The following is a 24,002-nucleotide window of genomic DNA, read 5'->3' as shown; positions in this document are numbered from 1 at the left end:
CCGTCGTCCTACAGATACATGCCTTCCGGCGGCTCGGCGCGGTAGCGACCGGTGCCCAACTCGGCGAGCAGCGCCGCCGTGCTGATGGCTTCGCCGTTACCGGCGAGCAGAGCACGGCGGACGATCTCGCGGATGTCGCTGCCGCTGGTGTGCTCGGGCAGGGCCGCGGCCACCGCGGCCGTGTTGACGTCCGCCCCTCCGGGCAGGTCGCCGAGCAGCACCGACAGGATGCGGGCCGCACCGACGCGGTCGGGGTAACCGACCTCGACCACCGAGTCGAACCGGCCGGTGCGGATCGCCGCCTTGTCCAGAGTCGCGACGTCGTTGGTGGATGCCAGCGTCAGGATGCGGGCGTCGGGGGCAATATCCATCGCCTGCAGCAGCTCCGACAACCCGCCGCCGCCGACGGAACGATCCCGGCACCACAGGTCGACGTCTTCGAGCACCAGCAGCACCGGGCCGCCCAGACGCTGAGCCTCCTCGACGACGACCGTCAGCAGGTCCGCTCCGGCGCGGGCCTCGACATAGATCACGGTGAAATCGCCGACGACTTCACTGGCCGCGACAGCACTCACCGCCGACTTCCCGGTACCGGGCGGACCGCACAACAGCACGCCGCGGCGGGCTCCCAAGCCGTGGGCGTTGAGCAGGCCGTGGCGATCGCGAACCGCCGCGATGCCGAGGTCGACTTCGGTCCACACTGATTGGGGCACAATCACATTCGATCGGCTGACAGCCGGCGGCAACTCGATCACCGTGAGCTGCAGACCATGCGCGTTGGTGGCGCGCAGCGCGCGGCCCCGGTACGGGTTGAGCGCGTTGGCACGCTCTGCGAGCCTGTCGAGCAGCACGCGGGCCTCGGCCTGATGTGCGGGCATCACGTAGACGCTGACCTCGGCCGAGTGGTTGAACGACTCGCGGGTTTCGATCTTGATGACGCACCCGGCCTCGGGCAACAGGGACCCAGCGGGGAAGTGCACACGCAGGCTCAGCGGGTGGCGGTACTGCCGCTCGCCGATCTCGGTTTGCGTCCACATCGGGGGATGCGAGTACTCGCCGGGGCCGACCAGACACACCTGCTCGTGCTCAGTGATCCACTCACCGAGTGCCAACGCCGTGGTCAACCGGGCCACGGGATTCAGATCGCGGGTTTCATCGATCAGCTGACCGCAGTCGCTCACCCCGAGCGCACGGGCGGTGAACCGGTCGGCGGTCTCGGCCCTGTCGAGGTTGGAGACGCCGGCAAGCAACTCGCCGAGTGCATGCAGGGTCACACGCGCCATCGGGTGCACGTCGTTCAGCCACGCCGCGACATCGCTGATCGGCCGGCGACCCGTGCGGTCGTCGTCGGCGAATTCGGTTGCCAGTTGGGTTATTTCGTCGTTCGTCAGAGTCATGATTGGTGATGTGGGTCGGAAACAGGGCAGTCGGACAGAATGGCACGCTGCCGAGGCACCGTCAACGAGTTTTCGCCGCCGCTACGCGGTGGGCTTCTGCCACACGAGCAGATAACGCCAGAAGAGCAGGCGCCGCACGTAGGCACCCGGAAGGAGAATCGCGGCCTGCGCGGCGACTTCGCGCGTCGTCAGCGGTGGGTCGAGCACCACCGGCATCACGTCGTGGTCAGGCGTCTTCGCGAACCCGCTGCCGGTTCCCAGCAGTCGCTCGGCGCGAAACCGGACACCGAGCGCGCGATGGGCGAGCGCGGCGCCGAGCTCATACGGCCACTCACGCCGCAGGTCTGTCCGCGGCAGCGCGATGGCCGCGAGCACACCACCGGGCCGAAGCGCGTCGGCCAGCCGGGGCAGCACCGCATCGAGCCGCATGTGGTGCAGTGCGCTGATGGACACGATCGCGTCGTAGTCGGTTGCCGGCAGCGCGTCGGTCAGCACGTCGGCCTGAATGCAGTTCACATTCGTCGGGGCCCGGCGCTGCGCTTCGGCGATCATCACCGCCGAGCGATCGACCGCGTCGACGTGCGCACTGCGCTCGGCGAGCTGGACGGCGAATCCGCCGGCTCCGCAGCCGACGTCCAGGACTCGTTGGCACCGTGACGGCAGGAGCTGCAGCAGCCGGCGCTGGTAGTAGGCGTTGTGGTCCCAGTCGAGCTGGCTCCGGGCGTCGGCCACCGCCGGCGTCACGCGCGCGCGGTGACCCGAACCGGGATGGGGCCTTTCGCGACCGTTGTGTAGGGCGATTCGAGCGGGAAGTCGTCGTGGAGCGACTCGATGCGGTTGGACCGCACGATGGTGGCCAGCGCGAGCGTCGTCACCAACATCGCGAAGTGTTCACCGATGCAGGACCGCGGCCCCGCGGCGAACGGGATGAACTGCCAACGGTCGCGGGTCTTGGCGTTGTCGGGGCTGAACCGGTCGGGGTCGAACGCCAGCGGGTGATCCCACAACGTGGGGTCCCGGTGCACGGCACTGATGCCGATGGCCACGATGCTGCCGGCTTCGACGCGATGGCCGTCCACCACGATGTCCTGCATCGCCGTCCGGCCGACACCGGCCGCCGGCGGGCACAGCCGCAGCGACTCGTTGAGTACCTGGGCGGTGTAGGCGAGCCGGGGCACGTCGTCGGGGGTCAGCTCCCGATCGCCGATCGCGGCGACCTCGGCCGCGACCCGGTCCTGCATCGCGGGATTGCGCCCGAGCTGCCACAAGGCGTACGTCAGCGTCGTCGCGGTCGTGTCGTGGCCGGCCAGCATGAAGATGAGCAGGTCGTTGCAGATGTCGTCGTCGGAGAGCTTCTGGCCGGTATCGGGGTCCGAGGCCGCGAGCAGTGCCTTGACCAACGGTGCATCGCGGTCCGGGTTCGCGCGGCAGTCCTGCAGGACCGCCATGGTCATCTTGCGCATCCGGGCAACCGCGGCGCGAGCCCGACGCCGTCCCAGCGTCGGCAGCCACTGCGGCGCCTTGATCGGCCGCAGGGCGCGATCGGCCGTATAGCGCGAGGCCACGTGCATGTTCTCGGCGATGGTGTTGCTGTGCTCGTTGATGTCGAGACCGAGAATCGAGTAGCCGAGGGACCGCATGGCGAGCCGGCGGCATTCGGTGTCGAGGTCGACGTGATGCGCGTCGCGCCAGTGGTCGGCGATCGCCTGCGCGGCCTGGGACATGTGGCCGCCGAAGCGGTCGACGTGCTGCTTGGTGAAGACCGGCTGCAGGGCGCGCCGGCGCGGCGGCCAGGCCTTGTTGGGCAGGACGAAGAGATTGTCGCCGACCACGTTGCGCACTTCTTCGTGGATCGTGGAGCGTTCGGCGAGGTTGTCGGAGCGACCCAGCACGTCGCGGATGCCGGCCGGCGACGTGACGAGCACGATGGGCGGCGCGACGCGCTTGGGTACGACGGCGATGCGACTGACGGGCCCACCGGCCTCGCTCAGCCGGACCAGCCCGGTGTGCAATTGCCGGGTGGCGATCAACTGCCGTAACGGCAGCGGATTCTTCGGCGCGAGCGGCAGCGTGCCCACGTCGCGGGCGTCGATGGTTGCAGTCATGTCAATAAAGAATTATGCCGCGCCAGGGGCGCGCGGTCGAGTGATTCGACCGGCAGGTATCGCAGTCACGGGTATGAATCAGTCATGAGCAACCACGTGAACCTCACCCCGCAGGAAAACGAACTGATCGCCGAGAGCCATCCCGAGGCGTTGGCCCGGATGGATTCGAAAGCACTCAAGGAGCTGCAGCGCAGGCTGCGGCAGGCGCGTGAGAAGAACTTCAGTTTGTTGCGGCGTCAGGGTGCGGCGCGGGTGGAATCCGAGGGTGGCCGGGGCGCCGCGCAGCCCGCCAACGAAAAGCGGGGCGAGAAGGTCGACGTGTTCGACGAGGCGCTCACTCGGGTGAGCGAGCGCCTCGAAGCCGTCGGCGACAACGAGTAGTCACCCGGAACGCGCCCCGGCGCGAAGCCGTACCTCTGGGCCCTGGCCGGCGAGTGACTTTTGGCCATAGCCCCGGGCAGTCGACGCCCGTACCGTTGAAGGTGTCGGGAATTGCACCTTCGTCTGGAGCGGACATCATGACCGAATTATCTCCTCGCCCATACATTTTGGTCGGCATCGACGGATCAAGATCATCGCTGGAGGCGTTGCTGTGGGCCATCGGCGAGGCGCAACTGCGCAACCTGCCGCTGCGCCTGGTCCACGCCGTCGACTACGGCAATTTCGTGATGGGATTCAATCCGGGTGCTTCCGAGAGCTTCTTCAAGTACGTGGAGACGTCGGGACAGAACTTCCTGAACGAGGCCGCGGAGCGTGTTCAGGCACTCGCCCCCGAGGTGGAGGTGTCCGTCCACAACCTGGTCGGCCGCCCGGCGCAGCTGCTGGAGGAGCAGTCGAGGGATGCGTTCCTCACCGTTGTCGGATCGAGTGGGCTGCACGGGTTCACGGGTCTGCTCGCGGGGTCGGTGGCGGTGGCGCTGACCGCGCACGGCCACAGTCCCGTCGTTGTGGTCCGCGCGCCCGGCGCACACGCCGGAGGGCCCGTCGTGGTCGGTGTCAGCGGCGCGCCCGACAGCGAGGAAGCAATCGGCTGGGCCTTCCAGGAGGCGTCACTGCGCGGGGCGAAACTGCTCGCCGTTCTCGTATCGAGTTATGTCCCAGCCTATTTCGACTACATCGAACCGACATGGGAAGAGCTGCCGGGCCCGGCGCGGGAGGACCAGCAGGCGATGTTGCTGGCTGAACGGCTGGCGGGGTGGCAGGAGAAGTTCCCGGAGGTCGCGGTCCGCCGCGTGGTCGCCGCCGGCCATCCGGGGCACGTGCTGCTGGGCTATGCGCAGCGCGCGCAGCTGATCGTCACCGGGACCCGCGGCCATGGAAACGTGGCCGGGTGGTTCCTCGGGTCGACGAGCCACCGGCTGGTGCAGCATGCCGAGTGCCCGGTGCTGGTCGCCCGGCCGCAGGCCCGGTAGTCAGATCGTTGCTGAGGTGCAGGGGGCCGTTCGCGGCCGCCTGCACCTCAGGTATTTCAGACCCGTGCGACGAGCACAGAGGGGTTGTCGGAGTTCGCGTCGGCGTGTGAGCCAATAATTTTGACGAGCTTGGCCGCTTCGCGGGCACCGACAACGACGAGGCTGATCGGTTCGGACGTCGTCTGCAGGAACCGTGCGAAACTCGTCGTGATGGGTACCGCCGTGATGTACACGTCGGGGTAGAGGTCTAGCCACACCGCACAACGGCGCAGCAGCTCCTGGCGGCCACTCATCCCGGTCTCCGGCGGACACACGCCGACCGCCACAACGGGCCGTCCACGCAGTTGCGCTTCGGCGACCGCCGCGGCGAACACATCGTGGTTCTCTTCCCAGTCATTGACCTCGACGACGATCGACCCTGCCGGCGAGCGCCGGTGCGGTGCGTAACTGCGGACCACTGCGGCCGGACACGCCGCGCCCTCGGCCACGCCCGCCGCGGTCGATCCCAGCAGCGCTTTTGCGAAACGGCCTATCCCGACGGAGCCCACACACACCATGGCGGCTCGGCGGGATTCTTCGATCAATACCGCCGTCGGGTCTCCGACTACGACGGCGGTCTCGATCTTGACGTGCGCGGCGGTGTCGTCGATGGCTGCGTGAGCCGCCCGCAGAGAGGTCCTGGCGTATTCGATGACCATTCGATCCGAGCGCTGCGGGCCTTGCACGCAACTCACCAGCCGCAGCGGGACATCTCGGGCGATGGCTTCAGCGACGGCCCAGTGAGCGGCGTAGACGGCAGCTGTCGACCCGTCGATGCCGACCACGACGGAATCGCCAGCGTGCATTTCGATCATGTTGTCTCCCGGTGGTTTTCGCGTGTTACGCAGTGGTTGCCCTGGCGTGCGGCACGGCAGATGTGTCATCGAATCCTCGCCCGGGTACGTAGCCGGAGGCGAGGGCATAAAGGCCTTTGGGACGGCGCATGAGTCACCACAGGTCAAGGGTCCCGAGCGGTGGCGAGTGATCACTCAACGAGTGACTTTCGGCCATAGCAGCGGAGGAGCCGTGCTCGTACCGTCGTGGGCATCGGACAGTCAGAGGCATCGGAGGATATTGTGACCGAATTACCGCCCCGCCCTTATATTTTGGTCGGCATCGACGGGTCGAGCTCATCGCTGATGGCCCTGACTTGGGCCGTCAACGAAGCACAGTTGCGCAACCTTCCGCTCCGGTTGGTGCACGCCGTCGACTTCGAGAGTTTTGCGCTGGGGTTCAACCCGGGTGCCTCCGAGAGCTTCTTCACGTACCTGGAGACCACGGGCCAGCGTTTCCTTGACGAGGCCCTCGATCGTGTCCAGACGCTGGACCCTGATCTGGAGGTGACGTTGACCAGAAAGGCGGGCCGCCCAGCTCGAGTGTTGATCGAGCTGTCGAAGGGCGCATTCCTCACCGTCGTCGGTTCAAGCGGACTGAACGCATTCACCGGCCTGCTGGCCGGCTCGGTGGCAGTGGCGCTGACCGCACACGGACACAGCCCGGTCGTCGTCGTCCGCGCACCGGGGGTGCCGGTGACAGGCCCAGTTGTGGTCGGGATCAGTGGGGCCCCGGACAGTGAGGATGCGATTGGCTGGGCCTTCGAGGAAGCCGCCATGCGCGGGACCGGACTGACCGCTGTCCTGGTTTGGGGCTACTTGCCGGCGCATTTCTACGATGTCCAAGGTCCCTGGAATGACCTGACCGGCCCGGCGCGTGAGGAGCAGCAGGAGATGCTGGCCGAGCGATTGGCCGGGTGGCAGGAGAAATTCCCGGATGTCGCGGTGCGCCGCGTCGCGGCAATCGGCAACCCCGGGCACGTCCTGCTGAGCCATGCCCAGCGCGCTCAGCTCGTCGTCACCGGAAGCCATGGTCGCGGCGACGCCACCGGGCTGCTGCTCGGTTCCACCTGCCACAAACTGATTCACCAGGCGAATTGCCCAGTCCTCGTCGCTCGGCCGCATGCTCGCGAGTCGACCCGATGACGAGCGCAACTCGCGAGGTGCGTGAGCCCTTGACGGCGGCGCGGCTGCGATCGGTGGACGCGTACTGGCGGGCTGCCAACTATCTCACTGCCGGCCAGATCTACCTGATGGACAATCCGCTACTGCGAACGCCTTTGGAGCATCAACACATCAAGCCCCGCCCGTTGGGGCACTGGGGCACCTCGCCGGGGCTGAACTTCACCTACGCGCACCTGAATCGCGCCATCATCGATCATGATCTCGACGCGATGTATGTCATCGGTCCCGGTCATGGCGGGCCGGCGCTGTTCGCGAACGCCTGGCTCGAGGGCAGCTACAGCCGAACACGTCCCGACATAACCCGTGATGAACGCGGCATGGCGACACTGTTCCGCGAATTCTCCTTCCCGGGTGGCGTGCCCAGCCATGTCGCACCGGAAGTTCCGGGCTCCATCCACGAGGGCGGCGAGCTCGGTTATTCCCTGGCGCACGCCTACGGTGCAGCTCTCGACAACCCGAACCTGTTGGTGGCGTGTGTGATCGGTGACGGCGAAGCCGAGACCGGTCCGCTGGCCGCCAGCTGGCATTCGAACAAGTTCATCAACCCCGTCACTGATGGTGCGGTACTGCCCATCCTGCACCTCAATGGGTACAAGATCGCCAATCCGACGGTCCTGGCGCGGATCACCGACACCGAACTCGATTGTCTACTAAGGGGATACGGGCACCATCCGATCTACGTCAGCGGCGACGACCCGCAACAGATGCATCAGGAGATGGCGGCGGCGATGGATCGCGTCGTGGCGATGATCAACGAAATCCAGACCGCCGCGCGTGCCGCGACATCCCCAGCGGCGCGCCCACAGTGGCCCATGATCGTGTTGCGGACGCCCAAAGGCTGGACCGGACCGCGGTGGGTCGACGGTGTGCCTGTTGAGGGTACGTGGCGTTCGCATCAGGTGCCCATAGCCGATGTCCGGTCTGATCCGGAACATCGCCGGCAGTTCGTCGATTGGCTGGATTCGTACCGCCCCGGCGAGCTGTTCGATGAAATGGGTTGCCCCACAGCGCTGGTGACTGACAATGTGCCGTCAACCGATTATCAGATGGGATTGAACCCGAACGCCAACGGTGGCCTGCTGCTGACACCTTTGCATTTGCCTGCTGCCCAGGAATTCGCGGTGTCAACCGTCAGGCCGGGGGACACCACCGCAGAGCCGACCAGGGTGCTCGGGCAATATCTGCGCGAAGTAATGGTGCGTAACGCCTGCTACCGCAACTTCAGACTGTTCGGGCCCGACGAGACGGCGTCGAATCGGCTCGGTGCCGTGTATGACGTCAGCGACAAGCAGTGGAACGCAGCAGTTCTGCCGAGCGACGAGCACCTGGCCCGCGACGGGCGTGTGCTCGAAGTCTTGTCGGAACACATGTGCCAGGGCTGGCTGGAAGGTTATCTGCTGACCGGGCGGCATGGCCTGCTCAACAGCTACGAGGCCTTTGCTCATGTCGTGGACTCGATGGTGAACCAACATGCCAAGTGGCTCAAGGTGAGTCGCGAACTACCGTGGCGCGCACCGATCGCATCCCTGAACTACCTGATCACGTCCCACGTGTGGCGCCAGGACCACAACGGCTTCTCGCACCAGGATCCGGGTTTCATCGATCATGTTGCCAACAAGCGCGCCGATATCGCCCGCATTTACTTGCCGCCGGACGCAAACACGCTGCTGTCGGTAGCGGCGCACTGCCTCGCCAGCCGGAGCTACATCAACGTGATCGTCGCCGGTAAGAACGACGCCCCGGTGTGGCTCACCGCGGAGCAAGCTGCGGTGCACTGCGCACGCGGCGCGGACATCTTCGAGTGGGCCAGCACCGACAGGGGTTCAGAACCTGATGTGGTGCTGGGCGGCGCCGGCGACGTGCCCACCATTGAGGTGCTGGCTGCCGCATCGATACTGCGAGAGCGCCTGCCGGAGATAAAGATCCGCGTCGTCAACGTCGTCGACCTGTTCCGGCTGCAATCCGACTCCCAACATCCACACGGCATGACCGATGCGGAGTACGACACGTTGTTCACCACCGACCGACCCGTGATCTTCGCCTACCACGGCTACCCGTCGTTGATCCACCTGTTGACCTACCGCCGACGCAATCACCGGAATATGCATGTGCGGGGGTATCTGGAAGAGGGTTCGACGACAACGCCTTTCGACATGCTGGTGCTGAACAAGATGGACCGCTTCCAGCTGGTGATCGACGCCATCGATCTGACGCCCGGACTCGACGGTCCCGCGGTACACGCACTGCGCGCAGACATGGTTGCGGCTCATGATCGCCACCGTGAATGGATCCGGACGCGCGGTGAGGATCTGCCCGAGGTCACGGAGTGGCGTTGGGAGTCGGCAACTGATTGACGGCGTCGGCGATAACTGTCCTCGTCATGCGACGACTGTGCGCTCAGGGGGCTTCGGCGACTAAGGTCTAGGGTCCTCAGATTGACGGCCACTGGTGATCCACGCCGTGGCGTCCTCGACCTGCCCCGCGGGGAACTTCCGGATCTCCGCAGTGATGAAGTGTGACACCAGGTGCTGTGCAACGCCCGCTATCGGCGAATCAGTGACGATGGCAATCTTTTTCACGTGTTGGTGATGGTCATGGACGAATCGCAGGTGCGTCACCATCGCCCCGAAACTGTCCCATCCCGGAAAATGTGGAGCGTCGATGATGAGGCCGGCAAGGTCGCCGCCCTGCTCGATCTTCGGGTCGACAGTTTGGTTGAGGGCGGCAAAATCGCCGGTACTCAACGGGGATTCCGGGTGAATGGTGAGAATCGAGTTGTCCGAGTCCCATTGTTGATCGATCACGGTTCACTCCTGTGCTATCAGTCTGAGCGCAAAGTTGTTGTGCAGCAGCGGGTAATTGCCGGTTCTAGCCGCTGAGCAGCATCAGGTTGCCCAGCCGGCGAGTGTGCGTCGCAGCTGACGCGACGGAGATCAGGTGAGCGAGCCCGTTCTCGATGCCGCGGGCGAGATCTTCCGTGTCGAGCTCGGCGTCGTAGTCGCCGATGACGCCGAATGTCAGGCGATCTGCGTAGCTCATGATGGCGATGCCCGTGCGCATGCCCATCGCAATCGGCGGTACCGGCACGAGCGCGGCGATCTGACGACCCATCAAGCGCATGCGCCGGCTCGGGCCCGGGACATTCGTCGTCACGGCAACGACGCCATGTTGCGGAAGCCGGCCCAGCAGGCGCACGGCCGACGCCATGATCGGAAATGGAATCAGGTTGGCTGCGGAAACCACCAGAGAGCCGGCCTGGCGCTGCCCACTGCCTTTCGCCGTTGTCAGCCTCTTGTGGACCAGCCGAAGCTGTTCGAGCGGATCCGGCCGATCGACGGGGAGGTCAGGCAGCAATATGGAAACCCGGTTGTCGGGCACGTGGAGTAGTTCGGCAGGCCGGACAGAAACCGGCACGACGGTGCGGATCGGCCCGGCCGAAGGTTGCATGTCGTGCTGCAGCATCGCTGACCGGAAACCGTCCGTGATGGCGGCCAGAGCCACGTCGTTGACGGTGACGCCGAACCGCTTGGCGACCATCTGGACATCGGGTAGCGAGACCTCGACAGCACTGAATCGGCGCATGTCGCTGAGCTGCCCGTTGAGGGGTTGGGTCGAGGTGGTGAGCACGCCGGCTACGAGTTGAGCAGCTCCGAACGCCATGCGCACCCCACTGCGCGCCGTCGATCTCACCATCCGCCACGCATCGGTGCCGAGCGTGATCGGATTGAAGCCGCGCCGCGATTGCTGAGCTGATCCCGAAGGGAGGCAGGGGATTTCATCGCGCGCTGCCCACTGGTTGTCGCAGATGCCGGCGAGCATTGCTGTCGCCGCGACACCGTCGGCGATGCAGTGGTGCAGCTTGACCACGATCGCCCAGCGACCATCAGCCAGACCGTCCAGCATCCACGCTTCCCACAATGGACGGGATCTGTCGAGGCGGCGCTCCATCAAGCTCGCCACCGCGCGATGAATCGCAGTGTCATCACCGGGCGCTGTTACGGTGAGCCGGCGGACGTGGTGGGTGATGTCGAAACTGGGTGCCGGTACCCATTCTGGAGCGCTGAGGTCGAGCGGATATGAGTGCAACACCTGTCGGCAACGGGGCAGGGTGGCCGAGCGCTCGTCGAGCACCGCTTGTAGTTCGGCGAAGTCCGGGGCCGGGCCTTCCATGATGGCCACCACCGCGACGGCAAGATTGGCATGACTGTCGGAATCCTCAGCCTGCAGGAATCCGGCATCGAGAGCGGTGAGCTGGTTGTCGTTCATCGGTGTCCTTTACGGGCCGGCCTGCCAATGGTGCGGTGTTCGCGAATGATGTTGCGCCTGTCGGAAGTTCACGAGCAGAGCTGATGGACCGCGGTCGTAGGGACCTTCGGCACCTGCTGCGCCTGCCGTGACCGGGCTTGTGGCCTTCCGGCTGCCTGCCAGAGGACCTTTGGCCCGTGTGGGCCCCAGACCAGTGGCGCACCATCGAGTGGCTGCCCCACTGAAGTCGTGATTCGTAGGGAGGATTTCCCGATGGCCGTATCCACCGATGAGGATGTCCTGTCGTCAGAAGGCGTGGAAGGTGCGTCCCAAGGGCGGTTTCTCGCTCTGATCACCGCTGCGCTGATCGTGGCGGCGATGCTCATCGGTTGGATGTTCGGCGGCTTTTCGCTGGTCCGCCTGGTGCTGCCGGATGACGCGGTAGCGCCGGCGAAAGTTGCTACGGCACAACAGCAGGCGCCGCCCACATCGCAACAACTGCATGCGTGGCTTGCGCAACTTGAATCACCGCTGGACGCGTTACTGATTCAGCGGGACAACATCGCCACCGCGGCTGCCAAGTCTGACATGGTGGGAATTCAGCGGGCCTGCGAAGCCGGCCAGATGGTCCTGCCTCAGCTACAGGCGTTGTTGCCGAGCCCGGAAGCGACACTGACAACCGCCCTGCGGCAGACTCTCGAGGATTTCGGCTCCGGATTCAGTGAGTGCCTGACCGGCATTCGGAGTCAGGACGTCGCAGACATCGAGATGGCCTCGGTCTATCTGTACCGCGCGAACAATGACCTTCGAACGCTGATGGCAGTGATTGCGCGTGAACTGAATGATATCGACTCCGGGAATCAGGACATCGTACCGATCTGACGTTGCCGGCCGACCCGAATGCCGTTGGAGTTCATCAGGAGTCGGCGGACACGGCGACGGATGGGGCTGATCGACGATCTGGGGACCACCCGACCGCGGTGAGATACAGCCCGGCCAGCCCGGTGACGATCACGACCGCCTGCCACCACGGTGCGACGGCCAGAACGTCGTGCCCTGTCGCCAGGTACGCCGCGGGGAACATCATCAACGCCGCGCCCTTGAGCACAGTCAACCAGCCCAGCACCGACACGGTGGCGGCAGCAGCTCCGCGCCAATGCGGGTGCAGTGTGACGACGACCAGTCCCATCGGTAAGACGAATGCGCCTGTGATCCAAGGCCATACAGAGTTGTCCCCGAATGTGTGCATCAGGGTCTTGACGTAATCAGCCCGGGTGACCAGTGTTGCGGCCGCGACGACGAGATAGGGCCCGAGCACCCGAGCGAACATCCGGGTGCGGTGCTGAATGTGCGGTGTTGCGGTCATTATGCGAACTCCATCTCATGGATAGAGGCGCGGGTCGTCGATCGGGACTCGGATCAGCGACCCGCCGCCTGGTCGTCGCAGGCACGAGAACCCGGCAACGAGTCCTCGTCGTGCAGAAGGGAAACGACGTCCGTCAGCGCGCGGCGCGGGGTCGAGGGTAAGGGGTCTGCGTTCAAGGGTGCCCAGCCGACGCGGATGAGCATCTGCGGGAACAATTCATCGCCGAAAACGTCCGATCGGACGATGGCTCGGCACTCGGGATTCTCCAGCGCCTCCGTGACGGGGCACGTGGACAGTCCCTGCGCGGTGGCGGTGAGCAGAACTGCGCTCGTTGCTTCTCCGGCCCGCAATCGATCAATCGGAGTGTCGGTCGAGGTGCCGAGCGCCAACAGTGAACCGTTGTCATCGGTGGCCGTTGTGCCTGCGGCCTGGCCGAGCACGGGGCCGGCGAAGATGCGACTGGGGAGAGCAGCGCTGTGGTCGGGCGCGGGTGTACTACGAGCGGGCACACCCGCGACCGATGCATAGCGGCCGCTCCAGACCGTCAGTTCGGTGAGGTAGTCCAGATCATGCACATGCTGTGAAACCGCTTGCCGCAGGGCACTTGTGAGCACGTCGTTGAGCTTCACCCGGCGCAGGCCGATGCCGAGGCGCGCCGCGCGGGCGGTCATCAGAGCGATGTCCCCGAGCGGGACGGGCCAGCCGCTGTAGTACCGCCGGTCGGTTCGGCGCCGCGGAATCGCCGCGGCGAGAGCGATGTCGGCCTGCTCGGGGATGCAGGGTGTCAATTCGATCGCGGCGAGATGATCAGGCTCGGCCGGGTTGGGGAACCTGCGCACGGTCGCCTGCCAGCCCAGCGCGTGGAAGGCCACGGTCGCGTGGTGCAGCGCCGCACCACAACTGATCAGCAGGTCGCGGCCGTCGGGGTCGGTGTGAATCAGGTGCAGTGACGATTCGGCGTACAAGTGCACACTGTTGGCGCCGATGCGCCACCGCCAGGGTTGCGTGTTGTGCACCGAAGGGGCGCGCGTTGCCAGCGCCATGGCCGCGCAAATCGTCTGATGGTCGGGGAACGTCTCGGGCATCTGATTCACCTCACTGGACCTGTGATCGAGGTCGACGCGGTGCGTTTCAGATCGCGCACACTGCTCGTTTCTCATACAACGATCCTGCAGGTGATCGGGCACGATCGACAGAGCACTACGTCACTTGCTGAAGAGTTCTGTCCCAGACCACATGCCGGCGGAAGCGGTGTCTATCGTCATTGGTGGCCAAAGACATTGGACCCGCATCCCGAGTCACCCCATCAGGGCAGCGGCGCCCACCACCGCAGGACGGTGCCGGCGTCGACGCCGGGTCCGACGGTCATGTCACCGCCGGTGTCTTGTGCCCGTCGGCGGAGGTTCGCCAAGCCACTTTCGGTGATGCCTTCGGGTAATCCCTGGCCGTTGTCGGTGACCTCGATACGCAAGTCGTTGTCGACGTTGACGGTGACGCCGACTGCGCTGGCCTTGCCATGACGGACGGCGTTGCTCACCGCTTCGCGGACGACGGCCTCGGCGTGATCGGCCAAGTCGGGCTCGATGACCGAGAGCGGGCCGTCGTAGCGGACCGTGGTGTGCAGTTCGTGGCTGGAGAAAGAGGCGACAGCGGCATCGAGTCGCTGTCGTAACCGGGTGGTAGAGGCGGTGCTGCCGTGCAGATCGAAGATCGCGGTGCGGATTTCGGTGATCACTTCCTGGAGGTCGTCGACGCAGTCGGTGATGCGGCGCTGCACATCGCTGGACTTGGCGCGCGGGATCGCGCCCTGGAGCGTCAGACCAACCGCGAACAGCCGCTGGATGACGTGGTCGTGCAAGTCGCGGGCGATGCGGTCGCGATCGGCCAGCACAGCGAGCTCACGCTTCTGACGCTGGCTGGCGGCAAGCTGCCAGGCGAGCGCGGCCTGGTCGGCGAACGCGGCCATCGTGTCCAGCTGATCCGCGGTGAATTCCTGGCGGCCCGCATTCCGCAGCACGACCAGGACTCCGATGACGCTCTCGGTGGTGCGCAGTGGCAGCACCAGTGCCGACGCCACGTCGGCCGCTAGTGCTTCAGGTAGCTCGGCTGCCCGGCAGATCGAGGGCGTTCGATCGTGAAAAGCCCGGCCGATGGGTCCGCCGGCTGCCGGCGCCTCCAGCGCTGATGCGCGGGCATCGCCGACGACGTCGATCACCTGGAGTTCGGTGATCTCGCTGGTCGGCGCATCGTCGTCCTCGGGAACCGCGATCAGCGTCACGTCCGCGTCCGTCAGCGAACGTGCCTCCTCTGCGATCTGGCGGAACACCAGCGACGGCTCCGTGCCGGACAACAGAGCGGTACCGATATCGCGGGTGGCCTCGATCCAGGCCTGGCGTTGCTGCGACTGACGGTAGAGCCGGGCGTTGTCGATGGCGATGCCGGCCGCTGCGGCCAGGGCCTGTGCGAGCACTTCGTCGTCTTCGCTGAATGGCTGTCCGGATGCTTTTTCGGTCAGATACAGGTTGCCGAAGACTTTGTCGCGGATGCGCACCGGCACCCCGAGGAACGTTCGCATGGGAGGGTGGTGCTCGGGAAAGCCCACCGAGGCGGGGTGGGTGCGAATGTCTTCCAGTCGAATGGGTTTCGGTTCGTCGATCAGGACGCCCAGCACGCCGCGCCCCTGGGGCAGCGGGCCGATCTTGCAGCGGGTCTGCTCGTCGATGCCCTCGTAGACGAATTCGACGAGCTCGTGATCCGTGCCCCGGACCCCGAGGGCGCCGTACCGTGCGTCGATGAGCTCGATCGCGGTGTGCACGATGGTGCGCAGTGTCTCGTCCAGTTCGAGCCCGGATGTGACGGTGAGCATCGCCTCGACCAGACCGTCGAGCCGGTCACGGCCCTCGATGATCTGTTCGACACGGTCCTGAACTTCACTGAGAAGTTCACGCAGTCGTAGTCCCGATAGCGGCGCTCGCAGCGGATGCTCAGCGCTGCTGTCTTGACGTCTCACATCGGTGATTCTGCCACTGGGGTAGCGGTGCGCCAGGAATTTGACGTCGGCGGCAGATCAGTCGTCCGAGCGCCGCGGCCGCTCCAGTTTCGACACGAACACCGCGGCCTGCGTCCGTCGTTCCATACCCAGCTTGGCGAGCAGACGCGACACGTAGTTCTTTACCGTCTTCTCCGCCAGGAACATTCGTGCGGCGATCTGCTTGTTGGTCAATCCTTCGCCGAGCAGATCCAGCAGCACCCGTTCCTGATCGGTCAGCCCCGAAAGCGGGTCCGATCGCTCGGCTTCATTGCGGAGCTTCGCCATCAACGCCGCGGCGGCACGGTTGTCCAGGAGGGACCGTCCGGCGCCCACGGCCTTGATCGCCTCGGCGAGTTCCATGCCTTTGATGTCCTTGATGACATAGCCGCTCGCGCCGGCCAGGACCGCGTCGAGCATGGCCTCGTCGGAGGTGAACGACGTCAACATCAGGCACCGTAGGTCGGGTAGGCGCGACAGCAGATCGCGGCACAGTTCGATGCCGTTGCCGTCCGGCAGACGCACATCGAGGACGGCGACATCGGGTCTGAGCGCAGGAATCTGGGCCATGGCGTGCGCCACGGTTCCAGCCTCGCCGATGACTTCCAGATCCGGGTCCGCACTCAGCAGGTCGATGAGTCCGCGGCGCACGACTTCATGGTCATCGACGAGAAATACTGTGACCATTCGCGTGCCCTTCTGCACGCCGGCGGCGCGCTGATAAACGTTGACGTCTTGCTCATGACGATAGGCCAGGCCTCGGCTACAGGCGCTGATTACGTTGGCAAATCAGTGCCGTGCAGTTCACCTGGGGCGAGGCTGAGCGCGCCGTCCCCACGATCTCACCCATCCCGGGTCTCCGGTGCCTGCCGATCACCAGCAATTGGATCGAATCGGCATGGCGATCAAGGTAATTCATCGTGGAACCACGGATTGCGACGGGGTTGAACTCGATGTCCGGGTTGGCGAGGCGATACCGGGAGAGACGTTTGTCCAGCCGCGCAGACACGCCATCATCCTGCACTTTGTCCCGTCCGTCCGCAGGCGAGGTCGGCCGCGTTGCGAGCACCGTCAGGGGCACTCCGCGTAGCCGGGCTTCGCTGATTCCGGCCTCGAGAACGACGGCGCTGTCCGGACTTTCATCGACTTCGACCACGACGTGCCTGGGCTGCATCACCCCGTGGTGATTGCCGCTGCGGACGATTGCCACCGGACACGGCGCGGAAGTCGCCAATGTGGCCGCGGTCGAACCGAGTCGGTGCCCCGTGGCATGCGCGATGCCGAGCGAGCCCAGACACAGCAGGTCGGCAGATCGGCTGGCGTCCAGCAGGACCCGGGAGGGATGCCCCTGCAGTACTTCCCATTCCACTTTGACCGGCTGCTCTGTGGACTCGACCGCGACCAGCGCGCGCCGCACGGAGACGTCGGCGCACGCCAGATCTTGAGGTTCCTGCTGGGGATCGACGGCACCATGGCCGCGTGGCTCGACGACGTAGAGCAGGCGCAGGGGTACGTCGCGACTGACGGCTTCATCGACCGCCCACAAGGCAGCGTCAACCGACCACCGCGAGCCGTCGATGCCGACCACGACGGCCGATGACGGTGAAGCTGACTTGTACATCTTCGCACTCTCCTGACTTCACCCAGCTGACTATTCGTCGACGGTAGGTGCGATGACCGTGTCCGCGGCAGGGGCATTGGTCCCTAGTTGCCTGACCGTGGGCCCATGTGCCCTAGTGAGCGGGCTGGTGACTTGCCATCGTCGACGATATGAAGAAGCAACTGGCAACGGGTGTAGCGCTTGCGGCTGCACTGTGCGTAGCGGGCCGGCGGTATCGCAAGTGGGCGGCCGCCAGGCGCACATCCAGCGCTCCGCCATCAATTCCGGTCATCAGAGCCATGTGGCCGGAAGCGGAAAACGTCCGCCAGCTGGCGTCGCGGTGTCGGTGGCGGGACGTCCTCCAGGGCTGGGGCGGTGCCGATGCGGACCAACACCTGGGGCAGGGGATGGCCGGTGAGCGCGCTGATGATGTCGCAGGTGGCCGGGTGCTCCGTCAGGTGGGTGAGCGTGCAACTGGCTAGGCCCGCGACGGTGGCTTCCAGCAGCACTACCGACAACGTCTCGCCGCACGCCAAGATGTCCTCGCGCGTATCGCCGAGTGCGGAGATGACCACCACGGTGGCCTGGTCATCGCCGGCATGTTGGCGACGCTCGCGGACATGGGAAACCGGGAACGAGCGTCCGATGTCAACCCAAAAACCTTCTGCAGCCGACAACAACGCACTGTGTGGAATACCGGTTGTACTCTCAAAAGACGAAGTCCACCAGTCCAATTCGGCGTGATACGCGGCGTCGTACATCCGTAGCGCATCGGTTAGATGTGAGGCCTGGGCTACTTCGGTGCGTTGTCGGGCGGTCAGGACGTCAACCTGGGCCGGGTGATTCACCGTTGCCAGCCGCAGCATTTCGACCAACGCGGGCCGGTCTGTCACTGCGCCGAACGGAAGTCGATCGGATCGCCGGCACAATATCGCGTCTGCTGCCCGCCGCTGTGCCGGTGTGACGCCGGCGGCCGACTGGAAGCGGATGTCGGCGAGGTGCCGGTGGTTCTCGGGGTCGGGAAAGCGCTCTACCTTTGTGGTCCAGCCAGTTGCGGCCATCGCCACGCGGAGATGGTCCAAGGCCGCGCCGCAGCTCAACAGTGCCTGGCGGCCTGAACCGTCGGTGGTGACCAGCCAGCCGGCGTCGAGATACAGCTTCAGCGTGGCGGATTCGAGCACCCAATACCACGGCTGGCTGTTGTGGATCGACGGCGCTCTGCAGGCCAGAAGTACCGCATCTTCGATTTCCGCGAGGGAAATAGTGGCTTTCGTCATGCGGCGTCCTTCTCGACAACAGCGAGGTGCACCTAGAAGCCTGCGACGGTTCGGACGCTTCGCACAGGGTCGGAAGTCATCATTACCTCGGCCGTTGGCGGTCAAGCACGTCATCGGGTGTCGACAGAGCACTTTTCGGATCTCGCGAGGACCTTCGACACTATGCCGTGTTCGAGCAGTGCGGTCAGATGGCATCGGAGAGCTGCATGACCACTACGGCACAAGGACTTTTGATGAACATCCAAGCCCCGGTCAATCCGGTCGTCGTCGGCATCGACGGTTCCAAACATGCGGTGCGCGCTGCGCGCTGGGCCGCACTCGAGGCGGCGAGCCGGGACACCACGTTGCGGCTGGTCTACGTCATCGACTCGGATCATGCCGACCACCAGGAGAGCATCGACCGCGCTCAGCACGCGTTGCACAAGGCGTGGAAAGCCGTGACCGCTACACGCGTCGACGTGAAGCTCGAATCAGAGATTCTCTCGGGCACCCCGGCTGAATGCCTTGCCGATGAGTCCCGCCAGGCGGCTGTGGTGTGCGTCGGCGACCGCGGAACACATGACACGCCTGATGCTCCGCGCGGATCGACGGCTGTTGAGGTGGCCCGGAGCGCGCCAGGCTCAGTCGCGATCATCCGGCGGAAACATCGCGAGTTCGACCATCGCAAGTGGATCGTGGCTGTCCTGGACGAATCAGCCTCTGCTGCAGCAGTATTGAAGGCTGCTGAGTCTGATTCGGCATGGCGTGATGCGCCGATTCTGATGCTGGAGCCCTGGTCGCATTCGGGTGAGCCGGTCGATGTCAGCAATCCGGTGCACGCCGCTCTGGAGCGGTATTTGAGAGCCGCGGACAACAGTTACCTCGAGTCGGTCACCCTGGCGATGCCGGGGCATCTGAGCAACTTGCTTCGGCAGAGTGCATGCATCGACCAGCTTGTCATCGTGCGGGGAGACGACCGGGACTTGGTTGCGGAACTGACCGGCGACGAAATGCGCGAGACCTTGAAAGGTTCGGACTGCACACTGTTGTTCGTCCGGCCGGCCTACCGCCCATCACGTGGCAATGGAACAGCTTGCCACCAGAGTTCGACCGAGCTGCTGACGGTAGGGCAGTCATGACCCAGGTGCTGCATCAGCCGATCCGGTGCACCCAATCGGCAACCAGACAAGGGTCGGTGGCGACCGAATTCAGGACGCGGCAGTCCCGTGACACCGCCCGTACGGACTGGATTGCCCACGTTGCGGCGAAACTCGCTCTTCGCGAGGGGCGCCACGATACCGCGCGGGATGCGGAGATCGCGGGCTGGTGCCGGGAGACTGCGATGCAGTTCGCGGATGCCCGAATTCAAGCGTTCGTCCCACTGTTGGTCGAGCGGATCGTCGCCGACCGCATTCGGCGTGGCAGTGATTTGGGCTGCTAGTCGGCATCCCGGACGGTCAGCAGCACCTTTCCGACGGTCTTGTCGGAGTCGAGCAGCCGGTGCGCCTCAGGGGCGTCGGTGATCGGCACCTCCGCCGCGACGACAGGCACCACCGCTCCGGCGTCGATCAGTGGCCACAGATGCTGCCGCAGGGCGCTGATGATCTCGGCTTTGGAGCCGGGGCCTTCCTCCGGCCGGCGCCGCAGGTTCGTCACATGTACCGATCCTCGTTTGAACAGGAGCGTGCCGAGATTCAGTTCGGCGACGGCGCCACCCTGTAAGCCGATGATGGTCAGGTGGCCGTTCTCGGCGAGGGCGTCGACGTTCTTGCCGAGGTAACTGCCGCCCATGATGTCGAGAATGACGTCGGCGCCAGAGTATTCGGCGTTGACCACCGCCGGGAAGTCCTGGTCGCGATAGTTGATCAACGTCTGCGCGCCGAGTTCGCGGCAGGCGTCCAGCTTGAATTGTGTGCCGGCCGTCACCGCCACGTTGGCCCCGAGTGCGCGCCCCACTTGTATTGCGTGCGTGCCGATTCCGCTGCCGCCGCCGTGAATCAGCAGCGTCTGCCCGCTCTGCAGGCCACCGGTCATGACGACGTTCGACCACACGGTGGCCGCCGTTTCCGGCAGCGCCGCGGCGGCGATGACGCTCACGCCCTGCGGCACGGGCAGCACATGACTGGCGGCGACGTTGACGCGTTCGGCGTACCCGCCGGCGGCCAGCAGGGCACACACCGCATCACCGGGTGCCCAATCCTGCACTCCGGCACCGACTTCGGCGATGTAGCCGGAAACCTCGAGGCCCGGGATGTCGCTGGCGCCCGGTGGTGGCGGGTAGAAGCCCATGCGCTGCATGACGTCGGCGCGGTTGACGCCCGCCGCCACCACATCGATGGCGACCTGGCCGGGCCCGGGCGCGGGAAGGTCGTCGACCTTGGCCCACTCCATCACCTCGGGCTCACCGTGGCCGTTGAGAGTTGTCGCGTACATGTTATTTGCCTCCGGGGATGGGGAATTGGGTTGGTTGTGATTGACGGACTGTGGTCGGGGTCATCGCCCGCTACTTCTCGTGGGTCTGTTCGGGTAGGTCTTCCGGCGTGCCAGGTAAGCCCGTGGGCTGGAGCCGTTCCAGCGGTGGAAGGCGTGGGAGAAGTTGCTGACATCGGTGTAGCCCAGCCGGTTGGACACCTGCTCGACCGTCATGCCGCTCTGCAACAGCTCCGTCCCGAGGTGGTGGCGCACTTCGTCGAGCAGTTTCCGGAACGACGTGCCCTCGGCCTCCAATTGGCGGCGCAGCGTTCGGGTACTGCACGAGAGTCGGTCCGCCACCTGGGGCAGGCTCGGCGGGTTGGCGGGGTCGGCCAGCAGCAGGTCACGGACCAGGCCGGCCCGGCCGGTACGGGCTTCCCGCTGTTCGAGCAGCATCCGGCACTGCTGCTCGGTGAGCTTGGAGGTGTGGCTACTGGCTTGCGGCAGAGGAATATTCAGCAGGCCGGACTCGATGGTGACCGATGTTTCGGTGTCATCGAATTCCGGCGTGGAGCCGAACATGTCTTCATAGAACGTCACGGCCGGCCCCGGATCGGGGAGGGCGAAGCTGATGCGGCTCGGCGGCGGGGTGGCGCCCAGAATTTCCCGGTACAGGTTGGGGATGGCCGCTGCGTCGCGCTCCAGGACGAACCTGCGGATCGGTGCCGGCACGGCGCGGGCGTCGATGACGATCGTCAGATCGTCACCGTGTCGGCGGGTCTCGAAAGTGCAGAAGGCGTAACTTAATTGGACGAATCGCACAGCGACATCGATCGCCTCGCCCAAGGTCGGGCTGGTCAGGATGGCGAATCCCCACAGCCCGAACGCCGTGACCGGGTACCGGGCCGCCGCCTGCAGGCCGAGGCCGGGCTGATCACCCAACGCGGCAACGATATTGGTGATGGCCCTGAGCTCCTGCTGCGCGGTGACCTCGGCATCGGGAACGCGAATCGCCGCGGCCGGGATCCTGGTGCCGGCGAGGCATTGCTGCGCGGTCAAGCCGAAGTCGGCGGCCCAGTCGAGCATCACCGTCAAGCTCGCGGCAGACCGCTTGGAGTGCAGGTCAAGCGTCGTCATCGGTCGCGCAATCGCTCGCGGTACTCGCGGGGCCCGACGCCCTTCCACCGGCGGAACGCCTGCGTGAAGCTGGAGGTCTGCGAATAACCGAGGCGGTCGGCTATTTCGGCAACCGGCATCCCGCTCGCGACCAGTTCCTCGGCGAGTGCCTCACGGGTTTCCTCCTGCAGATCGCGCAGCGACACCCCCTCCTGAGCGAGGTGCCGGCGTAGCGTGCGCGCGCTGACAGTCAGCTGCCGCGCGGCCTCGTCGAGTGTCAGCACGGGCGCCGGACTCGACAGCATCATGTCGCGCAGGAGGCCCGCGACACCGGCACGTGCAGACCGCTGTCGCAGCAGTTCGACGGCTTGCTTCTCGGCCATCGAGCGCGCGTACTGGTTCGCCTGGGGCAGTGGTTTGTTCAACGCGTCGAGGCTCACGATGAGGCAGTTCTGCGGTGCGCCGAAGTCGGGCTCGACGCCGAAGATGTCGACGTACTTCCGCACGATGTCATCCGCGGGCCGCTCGGTGGTGTACGCGACCTGCAGCTGGGCGTCCGATGACATGAGCAGGTCACGCTGCAGCGTCTGGATACCGGTGCTGTCGCGCTCGACGGCGAACTGACGCAGGTCGGACGGCAGGTGGGACGGGTCGAGGATCAGCCGGCCGTAGCCGTCCGTCATGTCGGGCGACACCGTGAGCCGGCACAGACAGAAACTGAGCGCAGCCAGCGATACGCCCACCTGCATCGCCTCGCCCAACGTGCGCGAGCTCATCAACGCCAGGCCCCAGATTCCGGGCGAGGCCGCATGGCAGCGCAGCCCGGCTTCGATGCCGAGGCCGGGGACATCAAGGGCAGCAAGCATATTGGTGATGATCTGGATCTCGTCGCGCAGATGCACTTCGGCGTCCAGGTCATCGAGGGCGGAGCGGGTCAGCGACGTGCCATGCAGTGACGCGGTGGCGGGCATTCCGTGTTCGGTCGCGAGATCGACGAGCAGAGCCACCCCCGCCGGTGAGCGGAGAACATCGTGCGTACTCACATGCTCCTCATTCGGCCGAATCCGGTTTCTGTCACCCTGCGGTACCGAGCCTAGGGGCCGAGCCGTCTCACGCAATAGGTGATGAATGGCCAACAAGTTGTGAGAAGTGGCCAACTCGTAGCGCCGCATTCCCGCCTGCGGAATTCTTGCCCTATGACCAAGCGCATCCTGAACGTCGTCACCAACGTCTCGCACTACGAGGACCCGTCCGAGCCGACCGGCCTGTGGTTGTCGGAGCTGACGCATGCCTACCACGTCTTCGCCGAGGCCGGCTACGAGCAGACCATCGTCAGCCCCCAGGGTGGGCTCTCGCCGCTGGAGCCGCGGTCGCTGAAGTTCCCCAACTTCGACAAGAGCGCCAAAGCCTGGAAAGCCGAGGCCGCCAAGATGGCGCTGCTGGCCGACACCGCCGCGCCGGCGGACATCGACTCGGCGGATTTCGACGCCATCTACTTCACCGGCGGCCACGCGGTGATGTTCGACTTCCCGGACAGTGAAGGACTGCAACGTATCTCGCGGGAAATCTTCGAACGCGGGGGAGTCGTGTCCTCTGTCTGCCACGGCTACGCCGGGCTGCTGAACACCACGCTTTCGGACGGCTCGCTGCTCGTGGCGGGCCGCAAACTCACCGGCTTCTCCTGGACCGAGGAAGTCGTGGCCCGCGTCGACAAGCTGGTGCCCTACAACGTCGAAGAAGAAATGAAGAAGCGCGGCGCACTCTACGAAAAGGGGCTCATTCCCTTTGCTTCGTACGTCGTTGCCGACGGTCGCCTCGTCACCGGGCAGAACCCCGGCTCCGCGAAAGCCACGGCCAAGAAGGTCGTCGAAGTCCTCGGGCGCGGCTAGTTTCCCTCCGAGCCGGGCAGATTCGGGTCGAGGGTGCGCACAGATCGTCAAATCCATGGTTGAGAGGCGCTGATCGCACAGTCGCGGCCAGATACCCGGTCGCGCCGAAAACGATGATC

23 protein-coding genes are annotated in these 24,002 nt (G+C 65.5%); 8 read left to right on the top strand and 15 right to left on the bottom strand.

The features are described 5' to 3' along the window. Positions 1 to 8: 8 nt before the first annotated feature. The 3 genes from ACZ5IQ_RS17040 to ACZ5IQ_RS17030 all read right to left on the bottom strand — a co-directional run bounded on the left by ACZ5IQ_RS17040 (position 9) and on the right by ACZ5IQ_RS17030 (position 3,502). Positions 9 to 1,397, bottom strand: coding sequence for an AAA family ATPase (locus ACZ5IQ_RS17040; protein ID WP_212814226.1), 1,389 nt, complete (start codon positions 1,395 to 1,397; stop codon positions 9 to 11). A gap of 81 nt (positions 1,398 to 1,478) precedes the next feature. Then, positions 1,479 to 2,141 (bottom strand): class I SAM-dependent methyltransferase, encoded by a 663-nt coding sequence (locus ACZ5IQ_RS17035; protein WP_212814228.1) that lies wholly within the window; start codon positions 2,139 to 2,141, stop codon positions 1,479 to 1,481. After that, a complete protein-coding gene (locus tag ACZ5IQ_RS17030) occupies positions 2,138 to 3,502 on the bottom strand; it encodes a cytochrome P450 (protein WP_212814230.1) in 1,365 nt (454 codons plus the stop codon). The genes ACZ5IQ_RS17035 and ACZ5IQ_RS17030 overlap by 4 nt, the downstream gene beginning before the upstream one ends. Positions 3,503 to 3,586: 84 nt before the next feature. Between ACZ5IQ_RS17030 and ACZ5IQ_RS17025 the strand changes: the two genes are divergently transcribed. Both ACZ5IQ_RS17025 and ACZ5IQ_RS17020 read left to right on the top strand, forming a co-directional pair. Then, the gene (locus ACZ5IQ_RS17025; protein ID WP_212814232.1) at positions 3,587 to 3,883 is read left to right on the top strand and encodes a hypothetical protein; all 297 of its coding nucleotides are present in this window, start codon (positions 3,587 to 3,589) and stop codon (positions 3,881 to 3,883) included. Between the two features lie 137 nt (positions 3,884 to 4,020). Beyond that, positions 4,021 to 4,914 (top strand): universal stress protein, encoded by an 894-nt coding sequence (locus ACZ5IQ_RS17020; RefSeq protein ID WP_212814234.1) that lies wholly within the window; start codon positions 4,021 to 4,023, stop codon positions 4,912 to 4,914. 56 nt (positions 4,915 to 4,970) lie between these two features. On the opposite strand, the gene ACZ5IQ_RS17015 is transcribed toward ACZ5IQ_RS17020, so the two are convergent. Then, complete coding sequence (locus ACZ5IQ_RS17015) at positions 4,971 to 5,759, bottom strand: universal stress protein (RefSeq protein ID WP_244872880.1); 789 nt, start codon at positions 5,757 to 5,759, stop codon at positions 4,971 to 4,973. Between the two features lie 270 nt (positions 5,760 to 6,029). Between ACZ5IQ_RS17015 and ACZ5IQ_RS17010 the strand changes: the two genes are divergently transcribed. Then, the gene (locus ACZ5IQ_RS17010; RefSeq protein WP_212814777.1) at positions 6,030 to 6,932 is read left to right on the top strand and encodes a universal stress protein; all 903 of its coding nucleotides are present in this window, start codon (positions 6,030 to 6,032) and stop codon (positions 6,930 to 6,932) included. Further along, a complete protein-coding gene (locus tag ACZ5IQ_RS17005) occupies positions 6,929 to 9,325 on the top strand; it encodes a phosphoketolase family protein (RefSeq protein ID WP_212814238.1) in 2,397 nt (798 codons plus the stop codon). The genes ACZ5IQ_RS17010 and ACZ5IQ_RS17005 overlap by 4 nt, the downstream gene beginning before the upstream one ends. Positions 9,326 to 9,385: 60 nt before the next feature. Here ACZ5IQ_RS17005 and ACZ5IQ_RS17000 read toward each other — a convergent pair whose 3' ends face one another. Beyond that, positions 9,386 to 9,775 (bottom strand): SpoIIAA family protein, encoded by a 390-nt coding sequence (locus tag ACZ5IQ_RS17000; protein ID WP_212814241.1) that lies wholly within the window; start codon positions 9,773 to 9,775, stop codon positions 9,386 to 9,388. A gap of 64 nt (positions 9,776 to 9,839) precedes the next feature. Next, on the bottom strand, positions 9,840 to 11,237 hold the full coding sequence (locus ACZ5IQ_RS16995; protein ID WP_212814243.1) for a wax ester/triacylglycerol synthase family O-acyltransferase: 1,398 nt from the start codon (positions 11,235 to 11,237) through the stop codon (positions 9,840 to 9,842). 252 nt (positions 11,238 to 11,489) lie between these two features. On the opposite strand from ACZ5IQ_RS16995, the gene ACZ5IQ_RS16990 reads away from it, so the two are divergent. After that, positions 11,490 to 12,098, top strand: a complete 609-nt coding sequence (locus tag ACZ5IQ_RS16990) for a hypothetical protein (protein ID WP_212814245.1) — start codon at positions 11,490 to 11,492, stop codon at positions 12,096 to 12,098. 34 nt (positions 12,099 to 12,132) lie between these two features. On the opposite strand, the gene ACZ5IQ_RS16985 is transcribed toward ACZ5IQ_RS16990, so the two are convergent. The 6 genes from ACZ5IQ_RS16985 to ACZ5IQ_RS16960 form a co-directional block, all read right to left on the bottom strand. Continuing rightward, positions 12,133 to 12,582: a hypothetical protein gene (locus tag ACZ5IQ_RS16985; protein WP_244872881.1), complete on the bottom strand. Its 450-nt coding sequence runs from the start codon at positions 12,580 to 12,582 to the stop codon at positions 12,133 to 12,135. Between the two features lie 53 nt (positions 12,583 to 12,635). Further along, a complete protein-coding gene (locus ACZ5IQ_RS16980; RefSeq protein WP_212814247.1) occupies positions 12,636 to 13,667 on the bottom strand; it encodes an Acg family FMN-binding oxidoreductase in 1,032 nt (343 codons plus the stop codon). A gap of 221 nt (positions 13,668 to 13,888) precedes the next feature. Beyond that, positions 13,889 to 15,601: a GAF domain-containing sensor histidine kinase gene (locus tag ACZ5IQ_RS16975; RefSeq protein ID WP_371824574.1), complete on the bottom strand. Its 1,713-nt coding sequence runs from the start codon at positions 15,599 to 15,601 to the stop codon at positions 13,889 to 13,891. A gap of 48 nt (positions 15,602 to 15,649) precedes the next feature. After that, on the bottom strand, positions 15,650 to 16,297 hold the full coding sequence (dosR, locus tag ACZ5IQ_RS16970) for a hypoxia response regulator transcription factor DosR/DevR (protein ID WP_212814251.1): 648 nt from the start codon (positions 16,295 to 16,297) through the stop codon (positions 15,650 to 15,652). Between the two features lie 76 nt (positions 16,298 to 16,373). Further along, a complete protein-coding gene (locus ACZ5IQ_RS16965) occupies positions 16,374 to 17,198 on the bottom strand; it encodes a universal stress protein (RefSeq protein WP_212814253.1) in 825 nt (274 codons plus the stop codon). 290 nt (positions 17,199 to 17,488) lie between these two features. Further along, entirely contained in the window at positions 17,489 to 18,487 is a 999-nt protein-coding gene (locus ACZ5IQ_RS16960) for an Acg family FMN-binding oxidoreductase (RefSeq protein ID WP_212814779.1), read from the bottom strand. Between the two features lie 206 nt (positions 18,488 to 18,693). On the opposite strand from ACZ5IQ_RS16960, the gene ACZ5IQ_RS16955 reads away from it, so the two are divergent. Together ACZ5IQ_RS16955 and ACZ5IQ_RS16950 are read left to right on the top strand one after the other, a co-directional pair. Beyond that, on the top strand, positions 18,694 to 19,605 hold the full coding sequence (locus ACZ5IQ_RS16955; protein WP_244872882.1) for a universal stress protein: 912 nt from the start codon (positions 18,694 to 18,696) through the stop codon (positions 19,603 to 19,605). Next, positions 19,602 to 19,907 (top strand): three-helix bundle dimerization domain-containing protein, encoded by a 306-nt coding sequence (locus tag ACZ5IQ_RS16950; protein WP_212814255.1) that lies wholly within the window; start codon positions 19,602 to 19,604, stop codon positions 19,905 to 19,907. Before ACZ5IQ_RS16955 ends, ACZ5IQ_RS16950 begins: the two co-directional genes overlap by 4 nt. Here the strand turns inward: ACZ5IQ_RS16950 and ACZ5IQ_RS16945 are convergent. The 3 genes from ACZ5IQ_RS16945 to ACZ5IQ_RS16935 are packed head-to-tail and all read right to left on the bottom strand — an operon-like array spanning position 19,904 to position 23,037. Then, on the bottom strand, positions 19,904 to 20,899 hold the full coding sequence (locus tag ACZ5IQ_RS16945) for an NAD(P)H-quinone oxidoreductase (protein WP_212814257.1): 996 nt from the start codon (positions 20,897 to 20,899) through the stop codon (positions 19,904 to 19,906). The genes ACZ5IQ_RS16950 and ACZ5IQ_RS16945 overlap by 4 nt on opposite strands. A 60-nt stretch (positions 20,900 to 20,959) precedes the next feature. Then, entirely contained in the window at positions 20,960 to 22,015 is a 1,056-nt protein-coding gene (locus ACZ5IQ_RS16940) for an AraC family transcriptional regulator (RefSeq protein ID WP_212814259.1), read from the bottom strand. Then, the gene (locus ACZ5IQ_RS16935; protein WP_244872883.1) at positions 22,012 to 23,037 is read right to left on the bottom strand and encodes an AraC family transcriptional regulator; all 1,026 of its coding nucleotides are present in this window, start codon (positions 23,035 to 23,037) and stop codon (positions 22,012 to 22,014) included. The genes ACZ5IQ_RS16940 and ACZ5IQ_RS16935 overlap by 4 nt, the downstream gene beginning before the upstream one ends. A gap of 153 nt (positions 23,038 to 23,190) precedes the next feature. Here ACZ5IQ_RS16935 and ACZ5IQ_RS16930 point away from each other — a divergent pair, with 153 nt between their 5' ends. Then, entirely contained in the window at positions 23,191 to 23,883 is a 693-nt protein-coding gene (locus ACZ5IQ_RS16930; RefSeq protein WP_212814261.1) for a type 1 glutamine amidotransferase domain-containing protein, read from the top strand. The last annotated feature ends 119 nt before the right edge of the window (positions 23,884 to 24,002 follow it).

It is taken from the genome of Mycobacterium toneyamaense, from assembly GCF_055384815.1.
Note: the sequence above shows the minus strand (reverse complement) of the source record. Positions and strands in the feature narration are given on the sequence as shown.